The sequence below is a fragment of the Stutzerimonas stutzeri genome (assembly GCF_002890915.1).
Taxonomy (GTDB): Bacteria; Pseudomonadota; Gammaproteobacteria; order Pseudomonadales; family Pseudomonadaceae; genus Stutzerimonas; species Stutzerimonas stutzeri_AF.
Genome location: NZ_POUT01000016.1, coordinates 15,246 through 38,711 on the forward strand (window position 1 = coordinate 15,246; position 23,466 = coordinate 38,711).

Annotated in this window: 22 protein-coding genes; 14 read left to right on the forward strand and 8 right to left on the reverse strand. The window is 64.2% G+C overall.

Translation table 11 applies throughout. From position 1 onward, the window contains the following. Window positions 1-7: 7 nt before the first annotated feature. A complete protein-coding gene (locus CXK94_RS20130; RefSeq protein WP_102895631.1) occupies window positions 8-586 on the reverse strand; it encodes a GNAT family N-acetyltransferase in 579 nt (192 codons plus the stop codon). Window positions 587-691: 105 nt separating this feature from the next. On the opposite strand from CXK94_RS20130, the gene CXK94_RS20135 reads away from it, so the two are divergent. Next, complete coding sequence (locus CXK94_RS20135; RefSeq protein ID WP_102895669.1) at window positions 692-1,639, forward strand: LysR family transcriptional regulator; 948 nt, start codon at window positions 692-694, stop codon at window positions 1,637-1,639. Window positions 1,640-1,707: 68 nt separating this feature from the next. Here CXK94_RS20135 and CXK94_RS20140 read toward each other — a convergent pair whose 3' ends face one another. Further along, entirely contained in the window at window positions 1,708-2,538 is an 831-nt protein-coding gene (locus CXK94_RS20140) for an undecaprenyl-diphosphate phosphatase (RefSeq protein ID WP_102895632.1), read from the reverse strand. Between the two features lie 377 nt (window positions 2,539-2,915). On the opposite strand from CXK94_RS20140, the gene CXK94_RS20145 reads away from it, so the two are divergent. The 8 genes from CXK94_RS20145 (at window position 2,916) to CXK94_RS20175 (ending at window position 10,087) form a co-directional block, all read left to right on the forward strand. Beyond that, on the forward strand, window positions 2,916-4,550 hold the full coding sequence (locus CXK94_RS20145; protein WP_102895633.1) for a methyl-accepting chemotaxis protein: 1,635 nt from the start codon (window positions 2,916-2,918) through the stop codon (window positions 4,548-4,550). Between the two features lie 356 nt (window positions 4,551-4,906). Then, complete coding sequence (locus CXK94_RS20150; protein WP_037037396.1) at window positions 4,907-5,173, forward strand: hypothetical protein; 267 nt, start codon at window positions 4,907-4,909, stop codon at window positions 5,171-5,173. Between the two features lie 133 nt (window positions 5,174-5,306). Then, window positions 5,307-5,585, forward strand: a complete 279-nt coding sequence (locus CXK94_RS20155; protein ID WP_037037393.1) for a hypothetical protein — start codon at window positions 5,307-5,309, stop codon at window positions 5,583-5,585. Between the two features lie 60 nt (window positions 5,586-5,645). Then, window positions 5,646-6,338, forward strand: coding sequence for a DUF421 domain-containing protein (locus tag CXK94_RS20160; RefSeq protein WP_102895634.1), 693 nt, complete (start codon window positions 5,646-5,648; stop codon window positions 6,336-6,338). Window positions 6,339-6,433: 95 nt separating this feature from the next. Further along, window positions 6,434-6,598 carry a hypothetical protein gene (locus CXK94_RS22495; protein WP_164838419.1) on the forward strand — a complete coding sequence of 55 codons (165 nt, stop codon included), beginning with the start codon at window positions 6,434-6,436 and terminating at the stop codon, window positions 6,596-6,598. A 74-nt stretch (window positions 6,599-6,672) separates the two neighbouring features. Next, window positions 6,673-7,758 (forward strand): DNA topoisomerase IB, encoded by a 1,086-nt coding sequence (locus CXK94_RS20165; RefSeq protein ID WP_102895670.1) that lies wholly within the window; start codon window positions 6,673-6,675, stop codon window positions 7,756-7,758. Window positions 7,759-7,900: 142 nt separating this feature from the next. Then, entirely contained in the window at window positions 7,901-8,890 is a 990-nt protein-coding gene (locus tag CXK94_RS20170) for a GlxA family transcriptional regulator (protein WP_037037385.1), read from the forward strand. Window positions 8,891-8,914: 24 nt separating this feature from the next. Then, window positions 8,915-10,087, forward strand: coding sequence for an MFS transporter (locus CXK94_RS20175; protein WP_102895635.1), 1,173 nt, complete (start codon window positions 8,915-8,917; stop codon window positions 10,085-10,087). A 74-nt stretch (window positions 10,088-10,161) separates the two neighbouring features. On the opposite strand, the gene CXK94_RS20180 is transcribed toward CXK94_RS20175, so the two are convergent. The 4 genes from CXK94_RS20180 to CXK94_RS20195 form a co-directional block, all read right to left on the reverse strand. Continuing rightward, entirely contained in the window at window positions 10,162-11,118 is a 957-nt protein-coding gene (locus tag CXK94_RS20180; RefSeq protein WP_037037382.1) for a sensor domain-containing diguanylate cyclase, read from the reverse strand. Between the two features lie 2 nt (window positions 11,119-11,120). Then, window positions 11,121-12,104, reverse strand: a complete 984-nt coding sequence (locus CXK94_RS20185; RefSeq protein WP_102895636.1) for a response regulator — start codon at window positions 12,102-12,104, stop codon at window positions 11,121-11,123. A 165-nt stretch (window positions 12,105-12,269) separates the two neighbouring features. Continuing rightward, window positions 12,270-12,854, reverse strand: coding sequence for a Fe-S biogenesis protein NfuA (gene nfuA / locus CXK94_RS20190; protein ID WP_037037381.1), 585 nt, complete (start codon window positions 12,852-12,854; stop codon window positions 12,270-12,272). A gap of 117 nt (window positions 12,855-12,971) precedes the next feature. Then, a complete protein-coding gene (locus tag CXK94_RS20195; RefSeq protein ID WP_102895637.1) occupies window positions 12,972-15,254 on the reverse strand; it encodes a fatty acid cis/trans isomerase in 2,283 nt (760 codons plus the stop codon). A 206-nt stretch (window positions 15,255-15,460) separates the two neighbouring features. Here CXK94_RS20195 and metH point away from each other — a divergent pair, with 206 nt between their 5' ends. The 4 genes from metH (at window position 15,461) to CXK94_RS20215 (ending at window position 20,533) form a co-directional block, all read left to right on the forward strand. Continuing rightward, on the forward strand, window positions 15,461-19,153 hold the full coding sequence (gene metH / locus CXK94_RS20200) for a methionine synthase (RefSeq protein WP_102895638.1): 3,693 nt from the start codon (window positions 15,461-15,463) through the stop codon (window positions 19,151-19,153). Next, window positions 19,150-19,485: a DUF5629 family protein gene (locus tag CXK94_RS20205; protein ID WP_102895639.1), complete on the forward strand. Its 336-nt coding sequence runs from the start codon at window positions 19,150-19,152 to the stop codon at window positions 19,483-19,485. Before metH ends, CXK94_RS20205 begins: the two co-directional genes overlap by 4 nt. Window positions 19,486-19,588: 103 nt before the next feature. Beyond that, complete coding sequence (locus tag CXK94_RS20210) at window positions 19,589-20,032, forward strand: SRPBCC family protein (RefSeq protein WP_102895640.1); 444 nt, start codon at window positions 19,589-19,591, stop codon at window positions 20,030-20,032. 54 nt (window positions 20,033-20,086) lie between these two features. Further along, the gene (locus tag CXK94_RS20215) at window positions 20,087-20,533 is read left to right on the forward strand and encodes an SRPBCC family protein (RefSeq protein ID WP_102895641.1); all 447 of its coding nucleotides are present in this window, start codon (window positions 20,087-20,089) and stop codon (window positions 20,531-20,533) included. A gap of 86 nt (window positions 20,534-20,619) precedes the next feature. On the opposite strand, the gene CXK94_RS20220 is transcribed toward CXK94_RS20215, so the two are convergent. Next, on the reverse strand, window positions 20,620-21,543 hold the full coding sequence (locus CXK94_RS20220) for a DMT family transporter (RefSeq protein ID WP_102895642.1): 924 nt from the start codon (window positions 21,541-21,543) through the stop codon (window positions 20,620-20,622). A 144-nt stretch (window positions 21,544-21,687) separates the two neighbouring features. Further along, a complete protein-coding gene (locus tag CXK94_RS20225; protein ID WP_102895643.1) occupies window positions 21,688-21,984 on the reverse strand; it encodes a DUF1883 domain-containing protein in 297 nt (98 codons plus the stop codon). Window positions 21,985-22,307: 323 nt separating this feature from the next. Here CXK94_RS20225 and CXK94_RS20230 point away from each other — a divergent pair, with 323 nt between their 5' ends. Further along, window positions 22,308-23,456 (forward strand): MFS transporter, encoded by a 1,149-nt coding sequence (locus CXK94_RS20230; RefSeq protein ID WP_102895644.1) that lies wholly within the window; start codon window positions 22,308-22,310, stop codon window positions 23,454-23,456. Window positions 23,457-23,466 lie beyond the last annotated feature (10 nt).

Below are 23,466 nucleotides of genomic sequence, written 5' to 3' on the forward strand. Positions count from 1 at the left end.
CGGGAAATCACTCCTTCGTTCCGGGATCGGCGGCGCTGGGCTGCGTATCGGCCCCGGCGTTCAGTGCACGCTGCATCAGCACCGTATCCACCCACTGCCCAAGCTTGAACCCCACGGCGGCCAGCGTTCCAGCCTCGTGGAAACCCTGGCTGCGATGCAGCGCGATGGAGCCGGTATTCGCGCTGTCGCCGATCACCGCGATCATCTGCCGCCACGGCCCTTTTTCGCACCGTGCGATCAGTTCGCGAAGGAGCGCGCTGCCGATGCCTCTGCCGCCCATGCCCGCCTCGACATAGACGGAATCCTCGACGGTGTAGCGGTAAGCCGGGCGCAGGCGATAGGCCGTGGCATAGGCATAGCCCACCACCCTGCCGTCCATTTCCGCCACCAGGTACGCAAGTCTCGTCTTCAAGACGGCCTCGCGGCGCCCCGCCATCTCCTCGGGCGATGGCGGAACCTCTTCGAAGGTAGCGGTTCCACTCAGCACGTAATGCGCATAGATGCGCTGTATGACCGCTATATCGCCGTGGATCGCATCGCGGATCCGGATGCCGTTGTCCGCAGCAGTGGTGTCCCTATCGTTCATCTGATTTCTTCGCTCACCGCGGTTCTGGGAAGTCCGGATGCTGCTTCAATTCATCCCATAAAAGAAGATTTGACTTCCTATGCAATGCATAAGAATTTCTTTGAGATGAAAAACCTGAACCTGAATTACCTGAAAACCTTCGTCACGGTCGTCGAGTACGGCAGCTTTTCCGCCGCCGCGGATCGCCTTCGGCTCACCCAGCCCGCCGTGAGCCTGCAGATCCGACAGTTGGAGCGCAGCCTCGGAGCCCGACTGATCGAACGCGTGGGGCGGGTGGGGAAGGCGACGCCGGCGGGCGAAGAACTGCTCGAGCATGCCGTCCATATCGACGCCGCCGTCGCCGCCGCGACCGAAGCCGTCGGCCGCCGCTCCGCGGAAGGCGCCGGACGGGTCCGTATCGGTACCGGCGCCACGGCATGCATCTTCCTGCTCCCTCCCCTGCTCAAGGAGCTGCGCCAGGCGTTTCCGAACCTGGAAATCACGGTGACGACCGGCAACACCGCCGATATCGTCAAGGCGATCGAGGAGAACGTCCTGGATGTCGGGCTCGTCACGCTGCCGGTATCGGGCCGCAGCCTCGAGATTACCCCCGTCATGGATGACGAATTCATGCTGATCGCACCGGTCGATATGGCATTGCCGGATCGCGTCACCCCCGCGACGCTGGCGACCAGGCCGGTCCTGCTGTTCGAGCCGGGCGGAAACACGCGCAAGATCGCCGATGCCTGGTTCTCGCACGGCGGCGTTCAACTCCAGCCGATCATGTCGCTGGGGAGCGTGGAGGCGATCAAGGAACTGGTCGGTGCCGGTCTGGGCTGCGCGATCCTTCCCGGCCTTGCCGTTCGCAACCTGCGCAGCGACGACATCAAGGTTCATGTGCTGCAGCCGAAGCTCCAGCGCCAACTGGCCAGCGTGATCAGGCACGACAAACGCCTTCATGCCGGGCTCGCCCATATCCTGCGAAGCTTCAGGCATCTTGCCAGCACGGCTACCGGAGGCTCATGCGCAGCCCCGGTGCCCGAATCGGTCGGGCATCGGGCCACTTGCCATTAGCAGGTCTCTGCCATTAGCAGGTCTCTCGAGTTTTTTTGCGTGAGGCCGAGTGACTCGGCACACCGGCATCAGCCGACCGCCGTGCTCCAGTCGATCATCCCCAGCTGCCAGGTGCCGAGAATCAGCAGCCCGAAGGCGATCCGGTACCAGGCGAACGCCGCATAACTGTGGTTGCCGATGAACTTGAGCAGCGCCCGTACCGCCAGCATGGCGAAGACGAATGAGGTGACGAAGCCGATGGCGAAGACGGCGAAATCGCCCGGCTGGAACAGGTCGCGATACTTGTAGCCGGAATAGACCGCCGCGCCGACCATGGTGGGCATCGCCAGGAAGAACGAGAACTCGGTCGCCGCCTTGCGCGACAGGCCGAACAGCAGGCCGCCGATGATGGTCGAGCCCGAGCGCGAGGTACCCGGCACCAGCGCCAGGCACTGGGCGAACCCGACCTTCAACGCCAGCGTCCAGTTCATGTCGTCGACGGTCTCGGCGCGAATGGTATGGTTGCGCTTCTCGGCCCAGAGCATGACGACCCCGCCGATCACCAGCGCGGTGGCCACGGTGATCGGATTGAACAGGTATTCATGAATCGTGTCGGCGAAGGCGACACCCAGCACCACGGCGGGCATGAACGCCACCAGCAGGTTGGCGGTGAACTTCTGTGCCTGGCGCTGCCTGGGCAGACCGACCACCACATCGATGATCTTGCGCCGATATTCCCAGATCACCGCGAGAATCGCGCCGAGCTGGATGATGATGTTGAACGCCAGTGCCCTTTCGCCACCGAACCCGATCAGGTCCGCAACGATGATCTGGTGACCGGTACTCGATACCGGGAGAAACTCCGTCAGGCCTTCGACCACACCCAGAATCAGTGCCTGTACGGCAATCCAAAGATCCATCTACTCCCCATCAGCGATGCAGCCCATCGCGCATGAATACAACCAAGGTATAGGCCAGATAACCATCTGGCCGCTGTTCTGACTCGTTGCGGGGCAGTAAATTCCACCGCGAGCGAAACGGGCGCTCATTTTTAGTCACAGCCTGCCGAAAAGCTACACAGGAACTGTTGGTTTTCACCAACGCTCGTTTGGAGCCTCACGGTGCGCACCTCGTCCCGGCACACCGACGCCAGCGCGCAAGCCAACAGCCCTAAAAAAACAAGCGATGGCACTTCTCGCGGATGCGAACAGATACAGGCCTCAGGGGGAGGCAGGTTCCACGCCGGTGCCACGCCAGAAAAGAACGACAAGAAAGACCCCCACCAGGAGCTATAGCAATGAATCTGCTGCGCAATTTCCCCATCAGCAAGCGTCTGTGGCTGATCCCGGTGGTCGCCATCGCCATGTTGTTCGTCCTCGGGCTGCTGATGATCCAGCAGGTCCGTACCGACCTCTATCAAGGCAAACAGAAGATGACCCAGCATGTCGTGGAGACTGCGGCGGGCATCCTCGAGCACTATCGGCAGCTTGAAGCCAGCGGGGCCATGGGCACCGCCGAGGCCCAGCGGGCCGCGATCGAACAGGTGCGTCTGCTGCGCTATGACGGCGAGGATTATTTCTGGATCAACGATCTCGGCCCGACCATGATCATGCACCCGATCCAGCCCAAGCTGGATGGGCAGGACATGTCCCGCGTCAAGGACCCGGAGGGCAAGGAGCTGTTCAACGAAATGGTCGCCATCGCCAAGCGCGACGGGGCCGGCCCGGTCGCCTACATGTGGGCCAAGCCGGGCGAGGCCGATCCGGTACCGAAGATCTCCTACGTCCAGCTGTTCAAGCCCTGGGGTTGGATCATCGGTTCCGGTATCTATGTCGACGACGTGGAACAGGAGTTCATGAACTACCTGATCCGCTTCTCCCTGATCGGCCTGTTCATCGCCGCCATCATGGCCGTACTGGTCGCCATCCTGATTCGCAGCATCACCCAGCCGCTGCGCCACACGATGTCCGCGATGGCCAATATCGCCAGCGGCGAGGCCGACCTCACCCGCAGCCTGGATGTGTCCGGCAACGATGAGCTGAGCACGCTCGGCCGTGATTTCAATACTTTCACCCAGAAACTGCGGACCGTGGTCGGCCAGCTGTTCGAAACTGCCGGGGCCCTGGATCAGTCCTCGCGCTCGCTCAGCCAGCTGTCCGGCCAGGCGCACGAGCAGAGCCAGCAACAAATGCTGCAGATGGAACAGGTCGCCACCGCCATCAACGAAGTGACCTATGCGGTACAGGAAGTCGCCAAGAACGCCGAACACGCCTCGAGCGAAGTGGGCGCAGCCGAAAACCAGGCCGACCAGGGTCAGCGCAACATCGAAACCAGCCTGCAGCAGATCGACCAGCTCTCGGTGACGATCGGCCAGGCGGTCGAGGTGATCCAGTCACTGGCTGACGAAACCACCAAGATCGGCACCGTGCTGGAGGTGATCGGCTCGATTGCCGAGCAGACCAATCTCCTCGCGCTCAATGCCGCAATCGAAGCGGCACGGGCTGGCGAACAGGGCCGCGGTTTCGCAGTGGTGGCCGATGAGGTCCGCCTGCTGGCCCAGCGCACCCAACAGTCCACCGCCGAAATCCATGCAATGATCGAGCGGCTGCAGAAGAATTCCGGCGCCGCCGTGAATGTCATCCTGGAGAGCAATCGCGCATCCCAGCTCACCGTGGAGCAGGCGAGCCAGGCGGGCGCCAGCCTCGGCGAAATAGCCCAGGCCCTGCGCAACCTGTCCGGGCTGAACGCCTCGATTGCCAGCGCAACGCTGCAGCAATCCCATGTCGTAGAGGAAATCAACCAGAACGTGACCCAGGCTGCCGGGCTCGCCCAGGACAGCACCTGTGCAGCCGAACAGTCCAGCGAAGCCGGCAAGCGTTTGGGCGAACTGGCGGAGCAGTTGAACCGCCTGCTGAGTCAATTCAGGGTCTGACCCGCCAACGGCCCGCCCCCCAACGGGGCGGGCCGAGTGCTTTCGAGGCGAAAAATTATTTTCACCTCTCCAGCGTGGCAAGTTGTCGCGCCCTTTTGTCTGCCTAGCGCACTCCATTTCGCCCTGCCGAATCGGAATAAATCATTCGAAACAACAACTTAGCTGAACGCCACGGCCACTGGCGAAAAACCGAAGGCGTTATACCTTTGGCTAATTGCAAAAAAAACACGGATTTTTCGAACTTCCGATGTGACTCCCAAGTCCTCTGGTTACATCAACTGCATGTAAGGTCGCTGCCAACACCTGGCGGCAGGCGAAAAATCGTATTTTGGGTATCACACAGAGAGATATGCCCCATGCACACCCCGCTGCGTATCAACGAAGCCCTTTTGATCACCGACCGTGCGTTCAAGCCTTTTCAGTGCGTCGCCTGGACGCTGCCTGAAGGGAACGGTGACGTCAGCATCACCGTCGTGGATCGCTCCGAACGCCTGCTGGGCCGCTGCAAGATGTCCAGCAGCGTCTTCACCGACCCCATCAAGCTCGGCGAGACCCTGGAGCAGACCCGCGAGCAAATGAGCCGCGACGGCGCCCACCTCTCACCGTGGCACATGCCCGAGTAATCCAGGCATAGACAAGAAGGCCCGCAGCACGCGTTGCTCCGGGCCTTTTCTTTTTATGGGACGGCCGCCCGCCCGACTGATCCATTCGCCTGTTTGACGGTCTGATCTACAACACGCGAAACAGGAGAATCCCATGAAAGGCGCCGAAGCCTATGTCAACGATCAATGGCAAAGCAGCGGCCTGGCGAACCTGCCGAACGGGCCGGACGCCCACTGCGTGAAACTCCGCTTCATCGTCCCGCGCGACGCCCAGTTCACCGGCCTGCTCACCCGCATATGCGCAGTGGCACAGCGGCACCTGTGCGAGTTCTACCGAGGCCGCGAAGTCACCCACAAGCCCGTCGTGGGTTCGGTGGTCGGCGACGGCAGCGGCGACGGCATCGAACTGGAGTTCACCGTGGCGCCTGAATGACCCGCGATCCACCGCTCGCCCTGCGAGCCCGCCTGGTTTACCTGGAAGGATGAGGCCAGGATGACTCCATTCGACTTGCAGCGCATGCTGCTGCACGACTTTCCGCTGATGTTCATCGCCGAAGTGGCACTGCGGGCGCTGTTCGCCTTCGTCGCGGTTTTCATCTTCCTCAAGGTCAGCGGCCGTCGTGGCATTCGTCAGCTATCGGTGTTCGAGCTGGTGATCATCCTCACGCTCGGCTCGGCCGCCGGCGATGTGTCCTTCTACGAGGACGTGCCACTGCTGCCGGTCGCGGCCGTTTTCGCGACGCTGCTGGCGCTTTACCGGCTGACGGTCTACTTCATGAACCGCAGCGGGCGGTTTGGCGCCTGGCTGGAGGGCAAGCCGGTCACCATCATCCGCGACGGCATCTATGAACTGCGCAGCCTCGACAGCCTGAACATATCCGCCGACGAGTTTTTCATGGAGCTGCGCCAACAGGGGGTCGAACATCTCGGCCAGGTACGCCTGGGCATCCTGGAAAACGACGGGAACGTCAGCCTGTTCTTTCACGCCCCCGACGCGGTTCGCCCTGGCCTGCCCGTGCTGCCGGCGGAATATCGCCCGGTGTTTCAGCAGATACCGGCGAGCGGCATGTATGCCTGCAGCCGCTGCGGCTTTCCCCAGGCTCTCGAAACGCATCAGCAACTGCACTGCCCGCGATGCAACAATCCCTCCTGGTCGAAGGCCCTGGCAACTCAGCGTACCCGGTGAACCGCCGCACGCGCGCCCGGTCAGTTAAAGAGGCGGCTACTCGGGCACTCGCTCGAAGCAGCTTTTCATTTCGCGAACGACATCAGGAGCACGCCATGCTCGGTGACTACTCATCGATTAACGACCACCTCGATACTGCCCGCAAACACGCCGACCAGGCGGAAACCGAAGCCAAGCCCGCACTTTACCGCGAAGCCGTCGACGAGCTGGTCGCGGCGATCCGCCTGTTGATGCGCAACAGCGCCGAGAAGGACAACTGAATGCGTGAGACCGCCTCGCCAGGCCACCTGGCGAGGCCGCATCCTTGGCGACACCGCGCGGGCGCCGCGACGCCGTGAATGCTCCACGCCGGCCCCTTGCCGAGGGCAAGCGCCCGGTTCCCCGCGATGAAGCCGGCGACACCGGCACCCCGCTCTGCCCCGAGCTGCCGCCGGACCTGCATTACGTCGACGATAGCCAGCCCGGCATAAGCCGTCGGCGCCTGCGTGGCAAGTTCGTCTATTTCGGCCCACAGGGCGAACGTATCCGCGATGCCGGCGAAATCCAGCGGATCGCCAAGCTGGCGATCCCGCCGGCCTACCAGGACGTATGGATCTGCCCGCACCCGCAAGGCCATCTGCAGGCCACCGGACGCGATGCCCGCGGGCGCAAGCAGTATCGCTACCATCCGCGCTGGCGCGAGATCCGCGACAGCAACAAATACGAACGCATGCTCGAATTCGGCCAGGCGCTACCGAACCTGCGCAGCCGCCTGGAAGAACATCTGGCGCTCAGCGGCCTGCCACGCGAGAAGGTCATGGCCCTGGTGGTGACGTTGCTGGAGTCGACGCTGATCCGCATCGGCAATCCACGCTACGCCCGCAGCAACCGTTCCTACGGATTGACCACGCTGTGCACCCGCCATGTGGATATCCGGGGCACGTCGATACGCTTCCAGTTTCGCGGCAAGAGCGGCGTGGAGCACAAGGTCACCCTGCGCGACCGACGCCTGGCCGCACTCATGCGCCGTTGCATGGAGCTGCCGGGGCAGCAGTTGTTCCAGTATCTGGACGAAGCCGGCCAGCGCCGCGCCGTCAGCTCCAACGACGTGAACCTCTATCTGCAGGAAATGACCGGCCGCGACTTCACTGCCAAGGATTACCGCACCTGGGCCGGCAGCGCGCTGGCGCTGGAGCGCCTGCGCAAGCTGGAGGCCTCACCAGAGGCTAGGGCACGACAGAACCTGGTCGAAACCATCAAACAAGTCGCCAGCCAGTTGGGCAACACGCCCGCCGTGTGCCGCCAGTGCTACATCCATCCGGCAATCCTGCAAGCCTTCAGCGCAGGCACGCTGGCCAGCCTGCGCGCCGCGCGCAAGCGCAAATGGCTGAGCAGCGAAGAGGTCGCATTGCTGGCGTTCCTTCGGGAGGCTGCGCGCTAAGGCTACTCCATTCGGCGCCGCAACCTGGCCGCGACGAAACGGCAGTCGCTCCCAGCCCATTGGCAAGATTCATGGGATGTTTGTCATTGTCGCCATCAGTTCCTCTCGCCACACTCGCTCTACCCATTCAGCGAGATGTGCCATGAGCCTTCGAACCATTGCCACGCTGGCATTTCCCGAGGTGATGAGCCTCGATGTAACCGGACCCATGCAGGTGTTCGCCTCTGCCAACGTGGAACGCACGCGCCAGGGCCTGCCCGAGTGCTATCGACTGCTACTGCTTGGCCAGCACCCCGTCCCGGTGGCGACCTCGTGCGGCATCCGTCTGTGCGTGGATGCGTGCTGGCAGGATGTTCCGCCGGCGACTCTGGACACCCTGCTGGTGCCAGGCGGTGCCGGCGTCGAGGCGCAGTGCCGCAACGCCGCCCTGCTCGCCTGGCTGCAGGCGGCGGAGCCGAAGGTGCGCCGCTTGGGCTCGGTCTGTTCCGGCGCACTGATACTGGCCGCCGCCGGCCTGCTCGACCGGCGCACGGCAACTACCCACTGGGCCGACGTGGAAGCCTTGCGCCAGGACTATCCCGCCGTCCAGGTGGATGTCGATCGGCTGCACACCTACGACCCGAAGGACGACGAGGCCGCGCACCTGTTCACCTCGGCCGGCGTGACCGCCGGTATCGATCTCGCCCTGGCCCTGGTGGAAGCCGACCTGGGCCGTGTCACGGCGTTGGCCGTGGCGCGCCGGTTGGTCATGTTCCTGCGGCGCCCCGGTGGCCAGGCACAGTTCAGCGCCCTGCTTCCTCCGGCGAGCAGCGAGGTTTCCCGGCTCGGCGCCTTGCTGGAATGGATCCCCGCGCACCTGGACGGCGATCTCGGCATCGAGGCGCTCGCGCGCCAGGCGCATATGTCACCGCGCAGCCTGTGCCGCCTGTTCAAGGCCGAGCTGGGCATCGGCCCGGGTCGCTACGTCGAGCAGGTACGCCTGCAAGCCGCGAGAAGTCTGCTGTCGGACGGCCAGGCGTGCATCGCCACGGTTGCCCGGATGGCCGGCTACGGTCACCCGGAGAACATGCGGCGCACCTTCCAGAAACACCTGTCGATCAGCCCGCAGGAATATGCGGCGCGCTTCGCCTGAACCGCTACTAGAAAGGAGACGACCATGCTGATCGGCAATCCTGTCATCCTGCGCCTGTTCATTGCCCAGGCGCTGTTCTGGACCTGTTCGATGACCGGCATCACCCTGACCGCGCTGATCGGCCTGCAGTTGGCGCCGGTCAATGGCCTCGCGACGCTGCCGGTCGCCTTGCTGGTGCTGGGCAATCTGCTCGCCATCCAGCCGCTGTCGCGGCGGATGCAACTGCGCGGCCGCCGCCAGGGTTTCGTCCTCGGCGCGCTGGCGGGGGTGCTAGGCGGCCTGCTCAGCAGCGCAGGCGTCTGGCTCGGCGACTTTCTGCTGCTATGCCTGGGGGCGCTGCCGCTGGGCGCCTACCAGGCATCGGCGATGTTCTACCGCTTCGCCGCGCTCGAGACGGTAGGCGATGCCGAGAAAGGCCGCGCCACCGCTTGCGTGATCGGCGGTGGGGTCTGCGCGGCGTTGCTGGCACCGAGCCTCGGCGCCCTGGCACGCGAGGCATTGCCGGTGCCTTTCGCGGGCGCCTACCTGCTCATGGCGGGGTTGGCCGCGATGGGCCTGCTGGTGGTGGCCTCGCTACCCGCCAGCCCCCACGCGCCCATGCAATCGGCAGCGGCCACGGTTCGCGCCCGGGAGCTGTTGCGCCGGCCGGTGGTACGCACGGCGATCATCACCACCGCTGTCGGCCACGGCCTGATGATCCTGGTAATGAACGCCACGCCCTTGGCGATGAGCTTCTGCAACCTGGGGCTGGATGACAGTGCGACGGTGATCCAGTGGCACCTGCTGGGCATGTTCCTGCCTGCATTCGTCGCCGGCACGCTGGTCGATCGCCTGGGCAGCGTGCGTGTCGCATTGGGTGGGGCTGCGACCCTGGCGGCCAGTGCGGCAATCGCCATTGCCGGCGAGAGCTTCGAGCATTTCCTGCTGAGCTCCTGCCTGCTGGGCGTGGGCTGGAACCTGATGCTGGTGGCCGGAACCACCCTGCTCGGAAGCGGCCACCGGCCCGAGGAGCGCTCCGCCGCGCAGGGGTTGATGGAACTGGGCAACGGCTATGCGGCAGCCTTCATGTCGTTCGCCTGCGGCGCGTTGATCACCGGCATCGGCTGGTCGGCCGTCAACATCGGCATGCTGGGCCTGCTCGCCGTCGCCGTGCTGCTGCTTTGCGGGCGGCAAAGCGCTGCCGAAGCCGCCGCCTGATGCTAGCGGCCTGTTTGGCCGGTTCAGTTAGCCAATTCCGGCGCTCCGGGCCAACCAACTAACCGCACGGGCCACTAGTGCTGATGCAGGGTGACGCGGTTGCGCCCGCCGGCCTTGGATGCGTACAGCGCGGAGTCGGCCCATTCGATCAACTGCGCGTGACCGCTGCTGGGCACGCTGAGGTCGGCGACCCCCAGGCTGATGGTGAAGCGGATGCGATGCTGCTCGTGGCAAACCTCGCACGACTCGACCGCATGCCGCAGCCGCTCGGCGAACGTCAGCGCACCCTGCTTGTCGGTGTCCGGCAGTAACACGACGAACTCCTCGCCGCCGTAGCGCCCCGCAACGTCCGAGTCGCGCAGGTTCTCGCGAATCAGTTCGGCCACCTGCTGGATGACCGCATCCCCGGCCTGGTGGCCGTAGTTGTCGTTGATCGCCTTGAAGTGATCGATGTCGAACATGACCAACGCCGCCAGGCTGTCGTAGCGACGATGACGGGCGTAGTCCAGGCGCAGCATTTCTTCCCAGTGTCCGCGGTTGTAGAGCCCGGTCAGGCGATCGGTACTCGACAACCGCTGCAGCTCGGCGTTGGCCGCCTGCAACTGGCGCCGGTTGACCGCCACGTCGGTCACGTCGTAGATGATCAGGCAGACCTGATCGATGCTGCCATTGACTCCCTTGAGCGGCAGCAGCGTGGTGTTCTGGTACATGAAGTCTTCCAGCCCGGTGATCGGCTGGTAATTCTTGAACCGCAGCAGGTAGGGCCGCTGTTCCCAGATGGTGAAGGACGGCGTGCCAAGCGTCATCACGCTCTCTACCTTGCGCCGGAACCAGTCCTCGTCCACCTCGGGAAACAGCTCGAAGAACGAACAGTTGCGCGCCCGCTCCGGCGGTCGACCGGAGCGGTTCTCCATGAAGGTGTTCCAGACCTCGACGCGGTAGTCCCGGTCCAGCACCACCACGCCTACATCGATGCTCTGGACAATGGCCAGCAGCCAGTGCAGTTCGTTCAGCTCGCTCGAATGGCTCATGTTCAATCCATCAGGTAGGCGAGCTTGCGGCGCAGCAGCTCGACCGAGTCTTCCGTGAACAGCAGTAACAGGTCGAAATGGATATCGTGCCCCTCCAGGCTGTAGCTGATCTCCACGGCCAGGGTCTTTTTCCAGCGGGCGCTGTTGAGCCGGATGAGCTCGTCGATGGAGGCGTGCTGCCCCAGCACCTGCGGATGCCCCTGGGAAAACACCACCTCGATCTGCTCGGCGATGCCACTGAGGCAGGCGCTGATCAGCAGGCTCGACAGGTCCAGGAGCATCTCCATTTCCAGATAATCCTGCCGGCGCATCAAGCGCGCCATGTCGGCCACCTCGGAGTCATGGAACAGCAGCAGCGCTTCCCCGGCGATACCGCCGCCGATATAGCCCTGGCAGACGGCCGTCAGCTTGTCGCCGCGCGCGGCATCGGCCAGTGCCATGTGCAGCTCGCCGACTTCGAGGATGTTGACGTTGGGGATCGGCAACTGGATGAACACGCCGAGCACGCGCGCCAGCAGGGCCGCCGCGCGCCCCATGGCGACGTTGACCACCTCGCGGAAGGCGTCGCGAAAGCCGATCGACTCGCCTTCGCTACGGCCGACCAGCGCCGACAGGTCGTCGAGCAGGCCGAGGCTGGCCAGGGTCTGGTGCAGGTGGACGGGGTCGGCGGGTTTCTTGATGAAGGCCAGCGCCCCGAGCTCGAGCACCCGCCGTACGGCCTCATCCTGAATGTCGGCGGAGATGACGATGGTCTTGCAGCCCAGCCCTTCCTGGCGCAGCTGCGCGAGCACCTGATAGCCATCCAGTTCGGGCATGGTGAGGTCGAGCAGCAGCACATCGATATCGCCCTGGCGGATGCGCTCCAGCGCCTCCAGGCCGGTGGCTGCCTGGCTGACCGTCACCGGCCAGCCAGCCGGCAGCGCCTGCAGCAGCTGCTTGCGTGCCAGGCTCGAATCGTCGCAGATCAATAGCGAAATGGCAGACATCTGGTGCGAGCTCTCGTTGCCCGGTCAACCGAAGCGACAGAGCTTAGCGCACGCAGCGCATGGTGTGTGCACCATGAAGGCAAAATAGTGGCATTTTGCCCAAAAAGCCTGCGAGGGGCGGATGCGCAGGGTGTCTCGCGCTCCGCCCAGGGAAAAACGCCGCTATCAGTAGTAGGCGTTTTCGCGGTTGGTGTGGTCGGTCACGTCACGCACGCCCTTGAGCTCCGGAATTCGCGCCAGCAGGGTTTTCTCGATACCTTCCTTGAGCGTCACGTCCGCCTGGCCGCAGCCTTGGCAACCGCCACCGAACTGCAGCACCGCAATGCCTTCCTCGACCACGTCGATCAGCGAAACCTGGCCGCCGTGGCTCGCCAGGCCCGGGTTGATTTCAGTCTGCAGGTAGTAATTGATCCGCTCGTTCAGCGGGCTGTCTTCATTGACCATCGGCACCTTGGCATTCGGCGCCTTGATGGTCAGCTGGCCGCCCATGCGGTCGGTCGCGTAGTCGACCAGCGCATCCTCCAGGAACGGCTCGCTGGTGCCGTCGATCCAGGCGGTGAAGCTCTTCAGTGCCAGGGCGATATCGTCCGGTTTTTCCTCGCCCGGCTTGCAATAGGCGATACAGGTTTCCGCATAAGGGGTGCCCGGCTGGGTAATGAAAATCCGGATGCCGATGCCGGTGGTGTTCTGCTTTTCGAGCAGGTCGGCCAAATAATCGTGTGCAGCTTCGGTAATGGTGATCGCGCTCATGGGAACTCCTCGCAGACATGCGCGGCAGTTTACGCCAAACCACTGCCGCGGTTAAGTCCTAGTATTTTGGTAGGAATACTCCATTCGAGCGCCGTTCGCAACGCCGCCTTTGCCACCCTAGAGGTTCTCGTAGCGGTTCATATCCAGCACACCGGCTTCCAGGGGGTCGGTCTCCTCCAGGTAACGTGCCAGGTCATTGAAGTAATCCCAGAACCTCGGGTGGCTGCGGCGCACGCCCCAGCGCTCGACGATGCGTTCGAAGTCCTCGCCCTCCTTCACCCGCTCCAGGGCCGCGACGAACGCGGGCACCTCCGCCGCCGGCAGGTTGAAGATGAAATTGGGATAACTGCTGAGAATGCCCGGATAGACCGTCAGCGTATCCAGGCGCGGCTGCCAGCGCAGCGATTCGCCGTACATGAACGCCACGTTGCTGTGAGCCCGGTTGCGCAGCAGGCTGTAGATCTCGCGCCGGCCGTCGCCCTGTTCGACGCGAAGCAGCGTGGCCTCGGGCAGGCTGCGGATCACCGGCAGTCCGGCTGCCAGGCGGTTGGTCAGGCGGCTGAGCGCCTGCTCGGCGCGTTGCAGCGCTGGCGGCTGATCGGTACGGTAGCAATGGCTGCCCGGGCAGCGGTTGATCGGGTCCGGCGCGGCATTGATGTTAGCACGACGCGCCAGCAATTGCCGAGCGAAGGCCTGCTTCGGGTCGCCCTTGTCCAGTTCCAGCAGCGAGGGCGTCGCGCTGTCGATCGCCGTATAAGCGAGCAGCAGCTTCAACTGGCCACTCTTCTCGTACCAGCCATCGAGAATGGCCTGGCGCGAAGCCGCCGGCAGCAGGCGCAGGAAGTTCAGCTCGGCGCCGTTGCGGATCAGGTCGAAATACAACCGCGTCTGCCCCTGATGGGAGACGTTGCCGAACACGTCGAAATTGACCACCAACTGATAGTAGGTGCGTTCGAGCAGCGGAAAGTCCATCCACCAGAGCGTCTGCGGAATCTCGCCGATCAGCCCTTTGCGCACCGACGCACTGTCATGCTGGCGGAAGATCGTCAGCAGAGCATTGTCGTTGCCCGCCCAGAGATGCCGCCATTGCGCCGGTTCGCCGGCATAGGCCTGCATGCGCAGTTGCTCGTACTGGTTGCGTTTGACTCGATAGGTCTGCCAGAAGCCGAGCAGATCGCCAACTTCGTCGAGCTGCCCAGGCATCGCCAGCAGCGGCGTGGTTCGTTCGCGAAAGTGCCGGTCGGTGACGTACAGGTCGTACTGCGGGTCCTGGAACAACACCCAGAAGTTGTCACGAATCACATCGGTGGCGATCTGCCCGCGGCACACCGGTCCACGAATGAACGTACGCACGAAATATTCGGCGTTATCCAGCATGAACTGGTAGCGCGCCTGCGCCGGAATCGCCTGGAAGGCCCGGAACGGATTCGCCCGGTGGCCGGCACCGTATCCCGGTACCGCATCGACGCGCCAGTCGTCGCTGAAGAACAGCGCCTTGACCCGCGCCAGCTTCGCGGGGCTGAGCGGATAGGTGATGTGCGTCTTGTGCACGATCACATCGGGGATCGGCCGCAGCCGGTAATGAAAGTGCGTACCGGGATCGTCGTTGGGGCGGCGCGTGGCGATCGCATCGACGGGCTCGCCGCTGGGCGTGCGGGAGCGTACCAGCTGGTAGAAATGCGGGCCTCCCGTCCCCGTCCCTTCGAAATAGAGATGGGCGATGAACAGATGTTCATACAACCAGCGGCCGACCAGCGTTCCCCGCGGGCCAGGGGCGTTCAGCAAGCGCTCCCATTCGGCTATCTGCGCCGCCTCGGCGGCCGGCGGTTTCGGTGCCTGGTAATCGACCGGGGCGCCCTGCTCCAGCCAGCGTTGCAGGCGCTCGTACTCCGCGTCGCTGAGTCCGGTGACCGCGAATGGCATGCCAGCATGGGCATTCTGCCGGGCGTAGTCGTCGAACTCCCCCGGCAGTGGGCAACTGTTTTCCCGGCCAATGCCGATATCCAGGTCGGCTGGCAGCTTGGCGTTGGGCGTCAGCGGCTGGCTGCGCCCCAGCTCCAGCATGCGGGCCATCAGCGCCGCCTGGCTGCCCTGGGCCTCGAGTACCGAATGAAAGCCCTTGCGCCGCCAGCCGGCCTCGTCTTCGGCGTCGAGAAAAAGCCGTGTGGGGGTTTGCGCCTTGGCCCGTGCGCCGTTATAGACCGGCAGTTTGTGGCCGCCGCGCGCCGCGCCTTCTGCACTGCCGAGATTGAGCTGGCATGGCGAGTCGTAGCAGGCGTGGCAAGCAACGCATTTGGCGGTGAAGATCGGCTGGATATCGCGCTGGTAGGAGAGCGGTTCCGCCCGCACCAGGGTGGTGCAAAGCAGGAACAGGCAGCCGAGCCAGCAGCGAAAGGTCATGATGAACGCACCTTGAGGGAAGCCGGCATTCTAGCCAGCCGGGCCGGCCGAGGCGAGCACCTGGCCGTGCCGCTACCGGCTCTTCGGATCGCTGCCGCCGCGCTGCGGCAACCTGAATATTATTCATGCAAAAGAGCGAGAGCTCGAAAAGCATGCAGCTTTGCTATCATTCGCGCACTTTCTCCCCGCTTTTCAGGTAGTCCCCCATGTCCACTCGCAACGCTCGCCTTCAGGCCCTTCAGCATGCTCTAAAGGAGCGCATCCTGATCCTCGACGGCGGCATGGGCACCATGATCCAGAGCTACAAGCTGGAGGAGTCCGACTACCGCGGCGAACGCTTCGCCGACTGGCCGAGCGACGTGAAGGGCAATAACGACCTGTTGCTGCTCTCCCGCCCCGACGTCATCCAGGCCATCGAGAAGGCCTATCTCGATGCCGGCGCCGACATTCTGGAAACCAACACCTTCAATGCCACCCGGGTCTCCCAGGCCGACTACGGCATGGAAGAACTGGTCTACGAGCTGAACGTCGAAGGTGCGCGCCTGGCCCGGGAAGTGGCCGATGCCAAGACCGCCGAGACGCCGGATCGCCCGCGTTTCGTCGCCGGCGTGCTCGGCCCGACCAGCCGCACCTGCTCCATCTCGCCGGACGTCAACAACCCCGGCTACCGCAACGTCACCTTCGACCTGCTGGTGGAAAACTACATCGAAGCCACCCGTGGCCTGATTGCCGGTGGCGCCGACCTGATCCTGATCGAAACGATCTTCGACACGCTGAACGCCAAGGCGGCGATCTTCGCCGTGCAGCAGGTGTTCGAGGAAGACGGCGTCGAGCTGCCGATCATGATCTCCGGCACCATCACCGACGCCTCCGGCCGCACGCTGTCCGGCCAGACCACCGAGGCGTTCTGGAACTCGGTGCGCCATGCCAAGCCGATCTCCGTGGGCCTGAACTGCGCCCTCGGCGCCAAGGACCTGCGCCCCTATCTGGAGGAGCTGGCGACCAAGGCCGGCACCCATGTGTCCGCCCACCCCAACGCCGGCCTGCCCAACGCCTTCGGCGAATACGATGAAAGCCCGGCAGAAATGGCCGCGGTGGTCGAGGAATTCGCCGCATCCGGCTTTCTCAACATCATCGGCGGCTGCTGCGGCACCACGCCGGCGCACATCCAGGCGATTGCCGAGGCTGTCAGCAAGTACCCGCCGCGCGAGATTCCGGAGATTCCCAAGGCCTGTCGCCTGTCGGGCCTGGAGCCCTTCACCATCGACCGCAGCTCGCTGTTCGTCAATGTCGGGGAGCGCACCAATATCACCGGCTCGGCCAAGTTCGCCCGCCTGATCCGCGAGGAGAACTACACCGAGGCGCTGGAAGTGGCCCTGCAGCAGGTGGAAGCCGGCGCCCAGGTGATCGACATCAACATGGACGAGGGCATGCTGGATTCGAAGGCGGCCATGGTCACCTTCCTCAACCTGATCGCCGGCGAGCCGGACATCTCCCGCGTGCCGATCATGATCGACTCCTCCAAGTGGGAAGTGATCGAGGCGGGCCTCAAGTGCATCCAGGGCAAGGGCATCGTCAACTCCATCTCCATGAAGGAAGGCGTCGAGCAGTTCAAGCACCACGCCCACCTGTGCAAGCGCTACGGCGCCGCGGTGGTGGTGATGGCCTTCGACGAAGCCGGCCAGGCCGATACCGCTGCACGCAAGCGCGAAATCTGCCAGCGCAGCTACGACATCCTGGTCAACGAGGTGGGCTTCCCGCCGGAAGACATCATCTTCGACCCGAACATCTTCGCCATCGCCACCGGCATCGAAGAGCACAACAACTACGCCGTCGACTTCATCGAAGCCTGCGCCTTCATTCGCGACAACCTGCCCTATGCCCTGACCTCGGGCGGCGTGTCCAACGTGTCCTTCTCCTTCCGCGGCAACAACCCGGTGCGCGAAGCGATCCACTCGGTGTTCCTGTTCCATGCGATCAAGGCGGGCCTGACCATGGGCATCGTCAACGCCGGCCAACTGGAGATCTACGACGAGATCCCGAAGGAGCTGCGCGACGCGGTCGAGGACGTGGTGCTCAACCGCAGCGCCGGCGGCACCGAGGCGCTGCTGGAGATTGCCGACAAGTACAAGGGCGATGGCTCGGTCAAGGAAGCCGAGACCGAGGAATGGCGCAATCTGCCGGTGGACAAGCGCCTCGAGCACGCGCTGGTCAAGGGCATCACCGCCTTCATCGTGGAGGACACCGAGGAGTGCCGCCAGCAGTGCGCACGCCCCATCGAGGTGATCGAAGGCCCGCTGATGAGCGGCATGAACGTGGTGGGCGATCTGTTCGGCGCGGGCAAGATGTTCCTGCCCCAGGTGGTCAAGTCCGCCCGCGTGATGAAGCAGGCCGTGGCCCACCTGATCCCCTTCATCGAGGCGGAAAAGGGCGACAAGCCGGAAGCCAAGGGCAAGATCCTCATGGCGACCGTCAAGGGCGACGTGCACGACATCGGCAAGAACATCGTCGGCGTGGTACTCGGCTGCAACGGCTATGACGTGGTGGACATGGGCGTGATGGTGCCGGCGGAAAAGATCCTGCAGACCGCCATCGCCGAGAAGTGCGACGTCATCGGCCTGTCCGGCCTTATCACCCCGTCGCTGGACGAGATGGTCCACGTTGCCCGTGAAATGCAGCGCCAGGGCTTCTCGCTGCCGCTGATGATCGGCGGCGCCACCACCTCCAAGGCGCACACCGCGGTGAAGATCGACCCGCAGTACAGCAACGATGCAGTGGTCTATGTCACCGATGCCTCGCGCGCGGTGGGCGTGGCCACCACCCTGCTGTCCAAGGAACTCAAGCCGGCGTTCGTCGACAAGACCCGCGAGGAGTACGCGATGATCCGCGAGCGCACCGCCAACCGCAGTGCGCGCACCGAACGCCTGAGCCACCTCGATGCCATCGCCAACAAGCCGCCGTTCGACTGGAGCGGCTACGTCCCGGTCAAGCCGAGCTTCACCGGCCGCCAGGTGCTGGAAGACATCGATCTGCGCACCCTGGTCGACTACATCGACTGGACGCCTTTCTTCATCGCCTGGGACCTGGCCGGCAAGTACCCACGCATCCTCGAGGACGAGGTGGTTGGCGAAGCGGCCACCTCGCTGTTCAACGATGCCCAGGCCATGCTGAAAAAGCTGGTCGACGAGAAGCTGATCCGCGCACGTGCGGTGTTCGGCTTCTGGCCAGCCAACCAGATCCAGGACGATGACCTGGAAGTGTACGGTGACAACGGCGAGAAGCTGGCCACCCTGCACCACCTGCGCCAGCAGACCATCAAGCCGGACGCCAAGCCAAACCTGTCGCTAGCCGACTTCGTGGCACCGAAGAGCACCGGCATCACCGACTACGTGGGCGGTTTCATCTGCACCGCTGGCATCGGTGCCGAGGAACTGGCCAAGGCCTATCAGGACAAGGGCGACGACTACAACTCGATCATGGTCAAGGCATTGGCCGACCGCCTCGCCGAGGCCTGTGCCGAATGGCTGCACGAGCAGGTGCGCAAGCACTACTGGGGCTATGCCAAGGACGAGCAGCTGAGCAACGAGGAACTGATCCGCGAGCAGTACAAGGGCATCCGCCCTGCCCCCGGTTACCCGGCCTGCCCGGACCACACCGAGAAGGGCACGCTGTTCCAGCTGCTGGATGCCGACGGCATCAGCCAGGTCACTCTCACCGAGCACTACGCCATGCTGCCCACCGCCGCCGTCAGCGGCTGGTATTTCGCCCATCCCGAGGCGCAGTACTTCGCCGTTGGCAAGATCGACAAGGATCAGGTGGAAAGCTACAGCCAGCGCAAGGGCCAGGACCTCGCGGTCAGCGAGCGCTGGCTGATGCCGAACCTGGGGTACGACGCATGAGCACTACCGTGAGCCCCTACCTGCTCGACCAGCTCGAAACCGCCGACATGCTGGAGATCGACGGCCTGCATGCTTTCGCATTCACGCTGAACGACGCCCTGCTGGACCAGGCAGACGCCGCCGCCGAAGCGGGCGAGCCGTTTTCCAGCGAACGGATCGTCCTGCAGATCGACGCGCTGGACGGTCGCAGCAAGCGCCGCTGGCAGTTCAGCTACAACACGGTCATGGAGGCGCAGCACGACGCGGCGGACGACAGCTGGCAGCTCGGCGGAGAGCCAACGCACCGGCTGCGCTGCCTGGGCGCGATCAGCGCTGGCGCTGACGACGAATAACGCAGCGCCGTCCGTCGCACGGGCCGATCCATCCGCGAACGCCGAGCGTTTCTCGCGCTATTCGCTGTCTACTTCACAGCCAGACAGCGGAAGGAGAGAAACCATGCCCATGCCACCCGATTTATCCTCGCGGCCATTTCGACTTACGGTCGAGCGCAGGCTGCGCCTTTCGGCTAAAACCCTTTTCAAGGCGTGGACCGAGGAGCTCGATCGCTGGTTTGCCGTACCGGCTAGCGTCCTGATGAAACCACAGGTCGATGCTCCCTTCTACTTTGCTACCGACTTCGAGGGGAAGCTGCATCCTCATTACGGACGGTTCTTGAAACTCGAAGCCCCGCGATTGATAGAACTTACCTGGGTCAACGGAGAAGACGGGACCAAAGGAGCCGAGACGGTCGTAACGCTGGAATTCACGCCGCAAGACGATGGGACTTTGGTCAAACTCGTTCATGCCGGCTTTCCGGATGAAGCCTCCAGGGACCGGCATGAGCAGGCCTGGCCCCTGGTGCTCGCTCAGCTTGAAAAGCGCATGGGCGAGCATGCCTAGAGGCCGTCGCAACAGCCTCGAAGCATTTCGCTTACCTTGAGAGGAGTTTTCGCCATGGCCACTGGAACCGTTCGTCTTCATCGCGTGCTTCGCACCACCCCGGACAAGGTCTACCGCGCATTCGTGGATGCCGGTGCAATGGCCAAATGGCTTCCGCCATACGGTTTCGTCTGCAAGGTCCAGCGGATGGATCCGCACGTCGGCGGCGGTTTCAGGATGTCGTTCGAAAACTTCACGACCGGCCAGGAACACGCTTTCGGCGGCGAGTATCGGCAGCTGGTTCCGGGTGAACTCATCGAGTACACCGACAGCTTCGATGATCCCAACCTGCCGGGCACCATGCTGGTCACGGTGAACCTCAAGCAGGTGTCGTGCGGCACGGAAGTGAATATCGAACAGAGCGGAATTCCCGAGATGATCCCGACCGAGATGTGCTATCTCGGCTGGCAGGAATCGCTCATGCAGCTCGCCAATCTCGTTGAGCCGGAAATTTCGGGCTGATCCCCAGGCCGGAAGAACGCCTCGTCATCTAGGGTCTGTTGCCATTTGCCGCAGCAACGCGGCTCGCGACGAAACGCCAACGGACCCTAGGCGCCCCTGAACGCGCCCCGCGCATCGCGCCGCAGCAGCAAGCCGATGGCCAGCACCACCAACAGGCTCCCCGGTAGCCAATGCCAGCCCATACGCGCCGGCTGGTCGAAGAACAGCAGCAGCATCGACACGAACGGCACGAGGTAGCTGTAGGCGGTCACCGCTCCCGGCGTGAGAGCGGCAGTCGCCCGCTGCTGCAGGAAGAAGGTCATGGCGCTGGAGAACACGCCGAGATAGATCACCAGCAGCAGGTCCAGCAGGTTCATGTGCAGCAGTGCCGCGGGCCGTTCCCACAACACCCCCATCAGGCCGATGAGGATCGCGCCCGCCACCAGGCTCCAGAACGTGCGCAAGCCGGCCTGGCGCGGCAGCGTCCCCCCGGCAAGGCCCCATTTGCTGAGCACCGGATACAAGGCCGAAGCGACACACCCGAGGAAGAAGCCCAGTTCGCCCAGCCCCAGCTGCATGCCCACGAAATCGCCACCGTTTTCCGCCCAGGCGAGGCCCAGCGCGCCGATCGCCCCCAGGGCGAGAATGGCCAGCAGCCGACCGGCCGGCTGTTCGACACCGAGACCACGCCCCAGGCAATAGGCCAGCAACGGCACACTGACGAACAGGGTCGCCATCGACAGCGCGCTGACCCGGTGCGCCGCCCAGAACATGGTGCCGAAGAAGCCAGCCAGACACAGCCCCATCGCCGCGTAGAGCAGCAGGGTGCGCAAGCCCGGTCGGCCGTCGCTCTGCCGCCAGGCCAGCGGCCCCAGCACCAGCGCAGCGATGCCGAAGCGCATGGCGGTCAGCAGCAACGGCGGCAACCCTTCGCTGAGCAGGCCCACCGCCGGAAACGACAGGCCGACGAACAGCGCCCAGAGCAGCATGCCCAGGTGTGCGCGGCTGGTCCCGCTCAGGGCATCAGGCATGTACGGCGGCCTTCGTCGAGCATATGCGTTCCCGGCTGCATAGACCGGGAACGCACGAGACTGGATGGCGCCGGATGGACAGCCAGTAGATGACGTGCGTTCTTTGTTGCTGGCTCACAGGCCGCTCCTTGGTTTCGCGCAACACTAGCGCGAGGCGGGCCGTCGAATGACCTTGATCGAGTAGGTGAGGTTCGGTTTACGCGTCACGCTGATGGCCCGCCGCGTGACCGTATCGAGGGTGATGTTCCAGAATCCGGAGCTCGGCGCCACGATCTTCGCTGGAAAGCGGTCGAAGGCGCCGCCGTGGTAGGTATGGCGGCCGCCATTCTTGAAGCTGCGGAAATTCGCATCGTTCATCAGGCGAATATTGCAGGTTTGCGAGCACTGGATGACGACGATGTCGCCTTCTTCGAGATGCTCACGCTGGTGTATGAACTTCATGTACGGCTCCGGCACTCATGGCGCAAAGGCGAACGATAGCATGCGTACCTTCCGAATCAGCCGCCGGACGGCCCGACAAGCCCCGGCCCGGGCATGGAAGGCCCGGGCCAGGTTGTTCCGCGCCGCGGGGCGTGTATCCTCACAGCCATCAGCCGAATCGCTTCCAACTTCCCATGCACAGCACACGCATCCCCTGTTCCTCGAACCTGCCCGCGGGATGCCGGCTGCTGTTTCTCTTCGATACGGGACTGCTGGCGCTCTGGTGACGGCAGATCGTCAGCCATCCGCTCGAGTCGTCCATCCAGCCCATCGAGGAGTACCGCATGTCTGCGGTTCGTAACACCGTCCAGATCGATACCCCCATCGTGCGCCACGCGACGCGTTGCGGCTTCTTCATGGCCGGCTTCGGCCTGTCGGTATGGGCACCGCTGGTGCCCTACGTGCGAGAGCGCATCGAGATGAGCGACGCGGTGTTCGGCCTGTTGCTGCTGTGCATCGGCATCGGCTCGCTGAGCTGGATGCCCGTCTCCGGCGTGCTGGTGGCCCGCTGGGGTATCCGTCCGGTGCAGTTGTGCAGCGTCGCGCTGCTCGCCCTGGCCCTGGCCGGCATGGCCCTGACCGATTCGATCTGGCTGCTGGGCCTGGCGCTGTTCTGCTTCGGCGGCAGCCTGGGCGTGATCGACGTGATCATGAACATCCAGGCGGTGCTGGTGGAGACCGCCGTCGGCCGCCGGCTGATGTCGAATTTCCACGGCATGTACAGCCTGGGCGCCATCAGCGGTGCGCTGGTGCTCACCGGGCTGCTGACCCTCGGCCTGACGCCCGAGGTCGGCAGTTTCCTGATGATCGGCGCAGTCGTGCTGGCGAACCTCGGCTTCGCCCGCGGCTTCCTGCCGAACCGGGCACCGGGCGGCGGTTTCGCCTTCGTGCGGCCCACCACCATGGTGCTGCTGGTGGGGCTGATGTGCTTCGTGGTCTACCTGGCCGAGGGCGCAGTGCTGGACTGGAGCGCGCTCTACCTCACCGGCACGAAAGGCCTGGAAGTCGCCAAGGGCGGCCTCGGCTATGCCGCGTTCGCCCTGATGGTGACCATCGCCCGTTTCGCCGGCGGGCCGCTGCTCAATGCCCTGGGCACCGCTCGCGTCATCGCCTTCGGCGGGCTGCTGGCGGCGATCGGCATCGCCCTGAGCCTCGTAGCCGGGCACTGGGCCCTGGCCCTGGTCGGCTACGGCCTGTGCGGGCTGGGCTGCGCCAATGTCTCGCCGGTGCTGATCTCGTCGTTGAGCCGGCAGGATGGCATGCCGGCGCATCTGGCCGTCACCGTCGCCACCACCATCGGCTTTGCCGGCGTGCTCGCCGGCCCGGCGATGATGGGCGTGGTGGCCCATCTCGGCTCGCTGGGGCTGGCATTCGGCCTGCTCGCGCTGCTGTTGCTGGGCATCGTGCCGTTCAGCCGTCGCTTCCCCGCCTGAGCCCGGATAG

What these genes read in the sequence shown, in the direction of transcription:
- CXK94_RS20130 (WP_102895631.1), bottom strand. Translation starts at nt 586, where the DNA reads ATGAACGATAGGGACACCACTGCTGCGGACAACGGCATCCGGATCCGC.
- CXK94_RS20135 (WP_102895669.1), top strand. Translation starts at nt 692, where the DNA reads ATGAAAAACCTGAACCTGAATTACCTGAAAACCTTCGTCACGGTCGTC.
- CXK94_RS20140 (WP_102895632.1), bottom strand. Translation starts at nt 2,538, where the DNA reads ATGGATCTTTGGATTGCCGTACAGGCACTGATTCTGGGTGTGGTCGAA.
- CXK94_RS20145 (WP_102895633.1), top strand. Translation starts at nt 2,916, where the DNA reads ATGAATCTGCTGCGCAATTTCCCCATCAGCAAGCGTCTGTGGCTGATC.
- CXK94_RS20150 (WP_037037396.1), top strand. Translation starts at nt 4,907, where the DNA reads ATGCACACCCCGCTGCGTATCAACGAAGCCCTTTTGATCACCGACCGT.
- CXK94_RS20155 (WP_037037393.1), top strand. Translation starts at nt 5,307, where the DNA reads ATGAAAGGCGCCGAAGCCTATGTCAACGATCAATGGCAAAGCAGCGGC.
- CXK94_RS20160 (WP_102895634.1), top strand. Translation starts at nt 5,646, where the DNA reads ATGACTCCATTCGACTTGCAGCGCATGCTGCTGCACGACTTTCCGCTG.
- CXK94_RS22495 (WP_164838419.1), top strand. Translation starts at nt 6,434, where the DNA reads ATGCTCGGTGACTACTCATCGATTAACGACCACCTCGATACTGCCCGC.
- CXK94_RS20170 (WP_037037385.1), top strand. Translation starts at nt 7,901, where the DNA reads ATGAGCCTTCGAACCATTGCCACGCTGGCATTTCCCGAGGTGATGAGC.
- CXK94_RS20175 (WP_102895635.1), top strand. Translation starts at nt 8,915, where the DNA reads ATGCTGATCGGCAATCCTGTCATCCTGCGCCTGTTCATTGCCCAGGCG.
- CXK94_RS20180 (WP_037037382.1), bottom strand. Translation starts at nt 11,118, where the DNA reads ATGAGCCATTCGAGCGAGCTGAACGAACTGCACTGGCTGCTGGCCATT.
- CXK94_RS20185 (WP_102895636.1), bottom strand. Translation starts at nt 12,104, where the DNA reads ATGTCTGCCATTTCGCTATTGATCTGCGACGATTCGAGCCTGGCACGC.
- nfuA (WP_037037381.1), bottom strand. Translation starts at nt 12,854, where the DNA reads ATGAGCGCGATCACCATTACCGAAGCTGCACACGATTATTTGGCCGAC.
- CXK94_RS20195 (WP_102895637.1), bottom strand. Translation starts at nt 15,254, where the DNA reads ATGACCTTTCGCTGCTGGCTCGGCTGCCTGTTCCTGCTTTGCACCACC.
- metH (WP_102895638.1), top strand. Translation starts at nt 15,461, where the DNA reads ATGTCCACTCGCAACGCTCGCCTTCAGGCCCTTCAGCATGCTCTAAAG.
- CXK94_RS20205 (WP_102895639.1), top strand. Translation starts at nt 19,150, where the DNA reads ATGAGCACTACCGTGAGCCCCTACCTGCTCGACCAGCTCGAAACCGCC.
- CXK94_RS20210 (WP_102895640.1), top strand. Translation starts at nt 19,589, where the DNA reads ATGCCCATGCCACCCGATTTATCCTCGCGGCCATTTCGACTTACGGTC.
- CXK94_RS20215 (WP_102895641.1), top strand. Translation starts at nt 20,087, where the DNA reads ATGGCCACTGGAACCGTTCGTCTTCATCGCGTGCTTCGCACCACCCCG.
- CXK94_RS20220 (WP_102895642.1), bottom strand. Translation starts at nt 21,543, where the DNA reads ATGCCTGATGCCCTGAGCGGGACCAGCCGCGCACACCTGGGCATGCTG.
- CXK94_RS20225 (WP_102895643.1), bottom strand. Translation starts at nt 21,984, where the DNA reads ATGAAGTTCATACACCAGCGTGAGCATCTCGAAGAAGGCGACATCGTC.
- CXK94_RS20230 (WP_102895644.1), top strand. Translation starts at nt 22,308, where the DNA reads ATGTCTGCGGTTCGTAACACCGTCCAGATCGATACCCCCATCGTGCGC.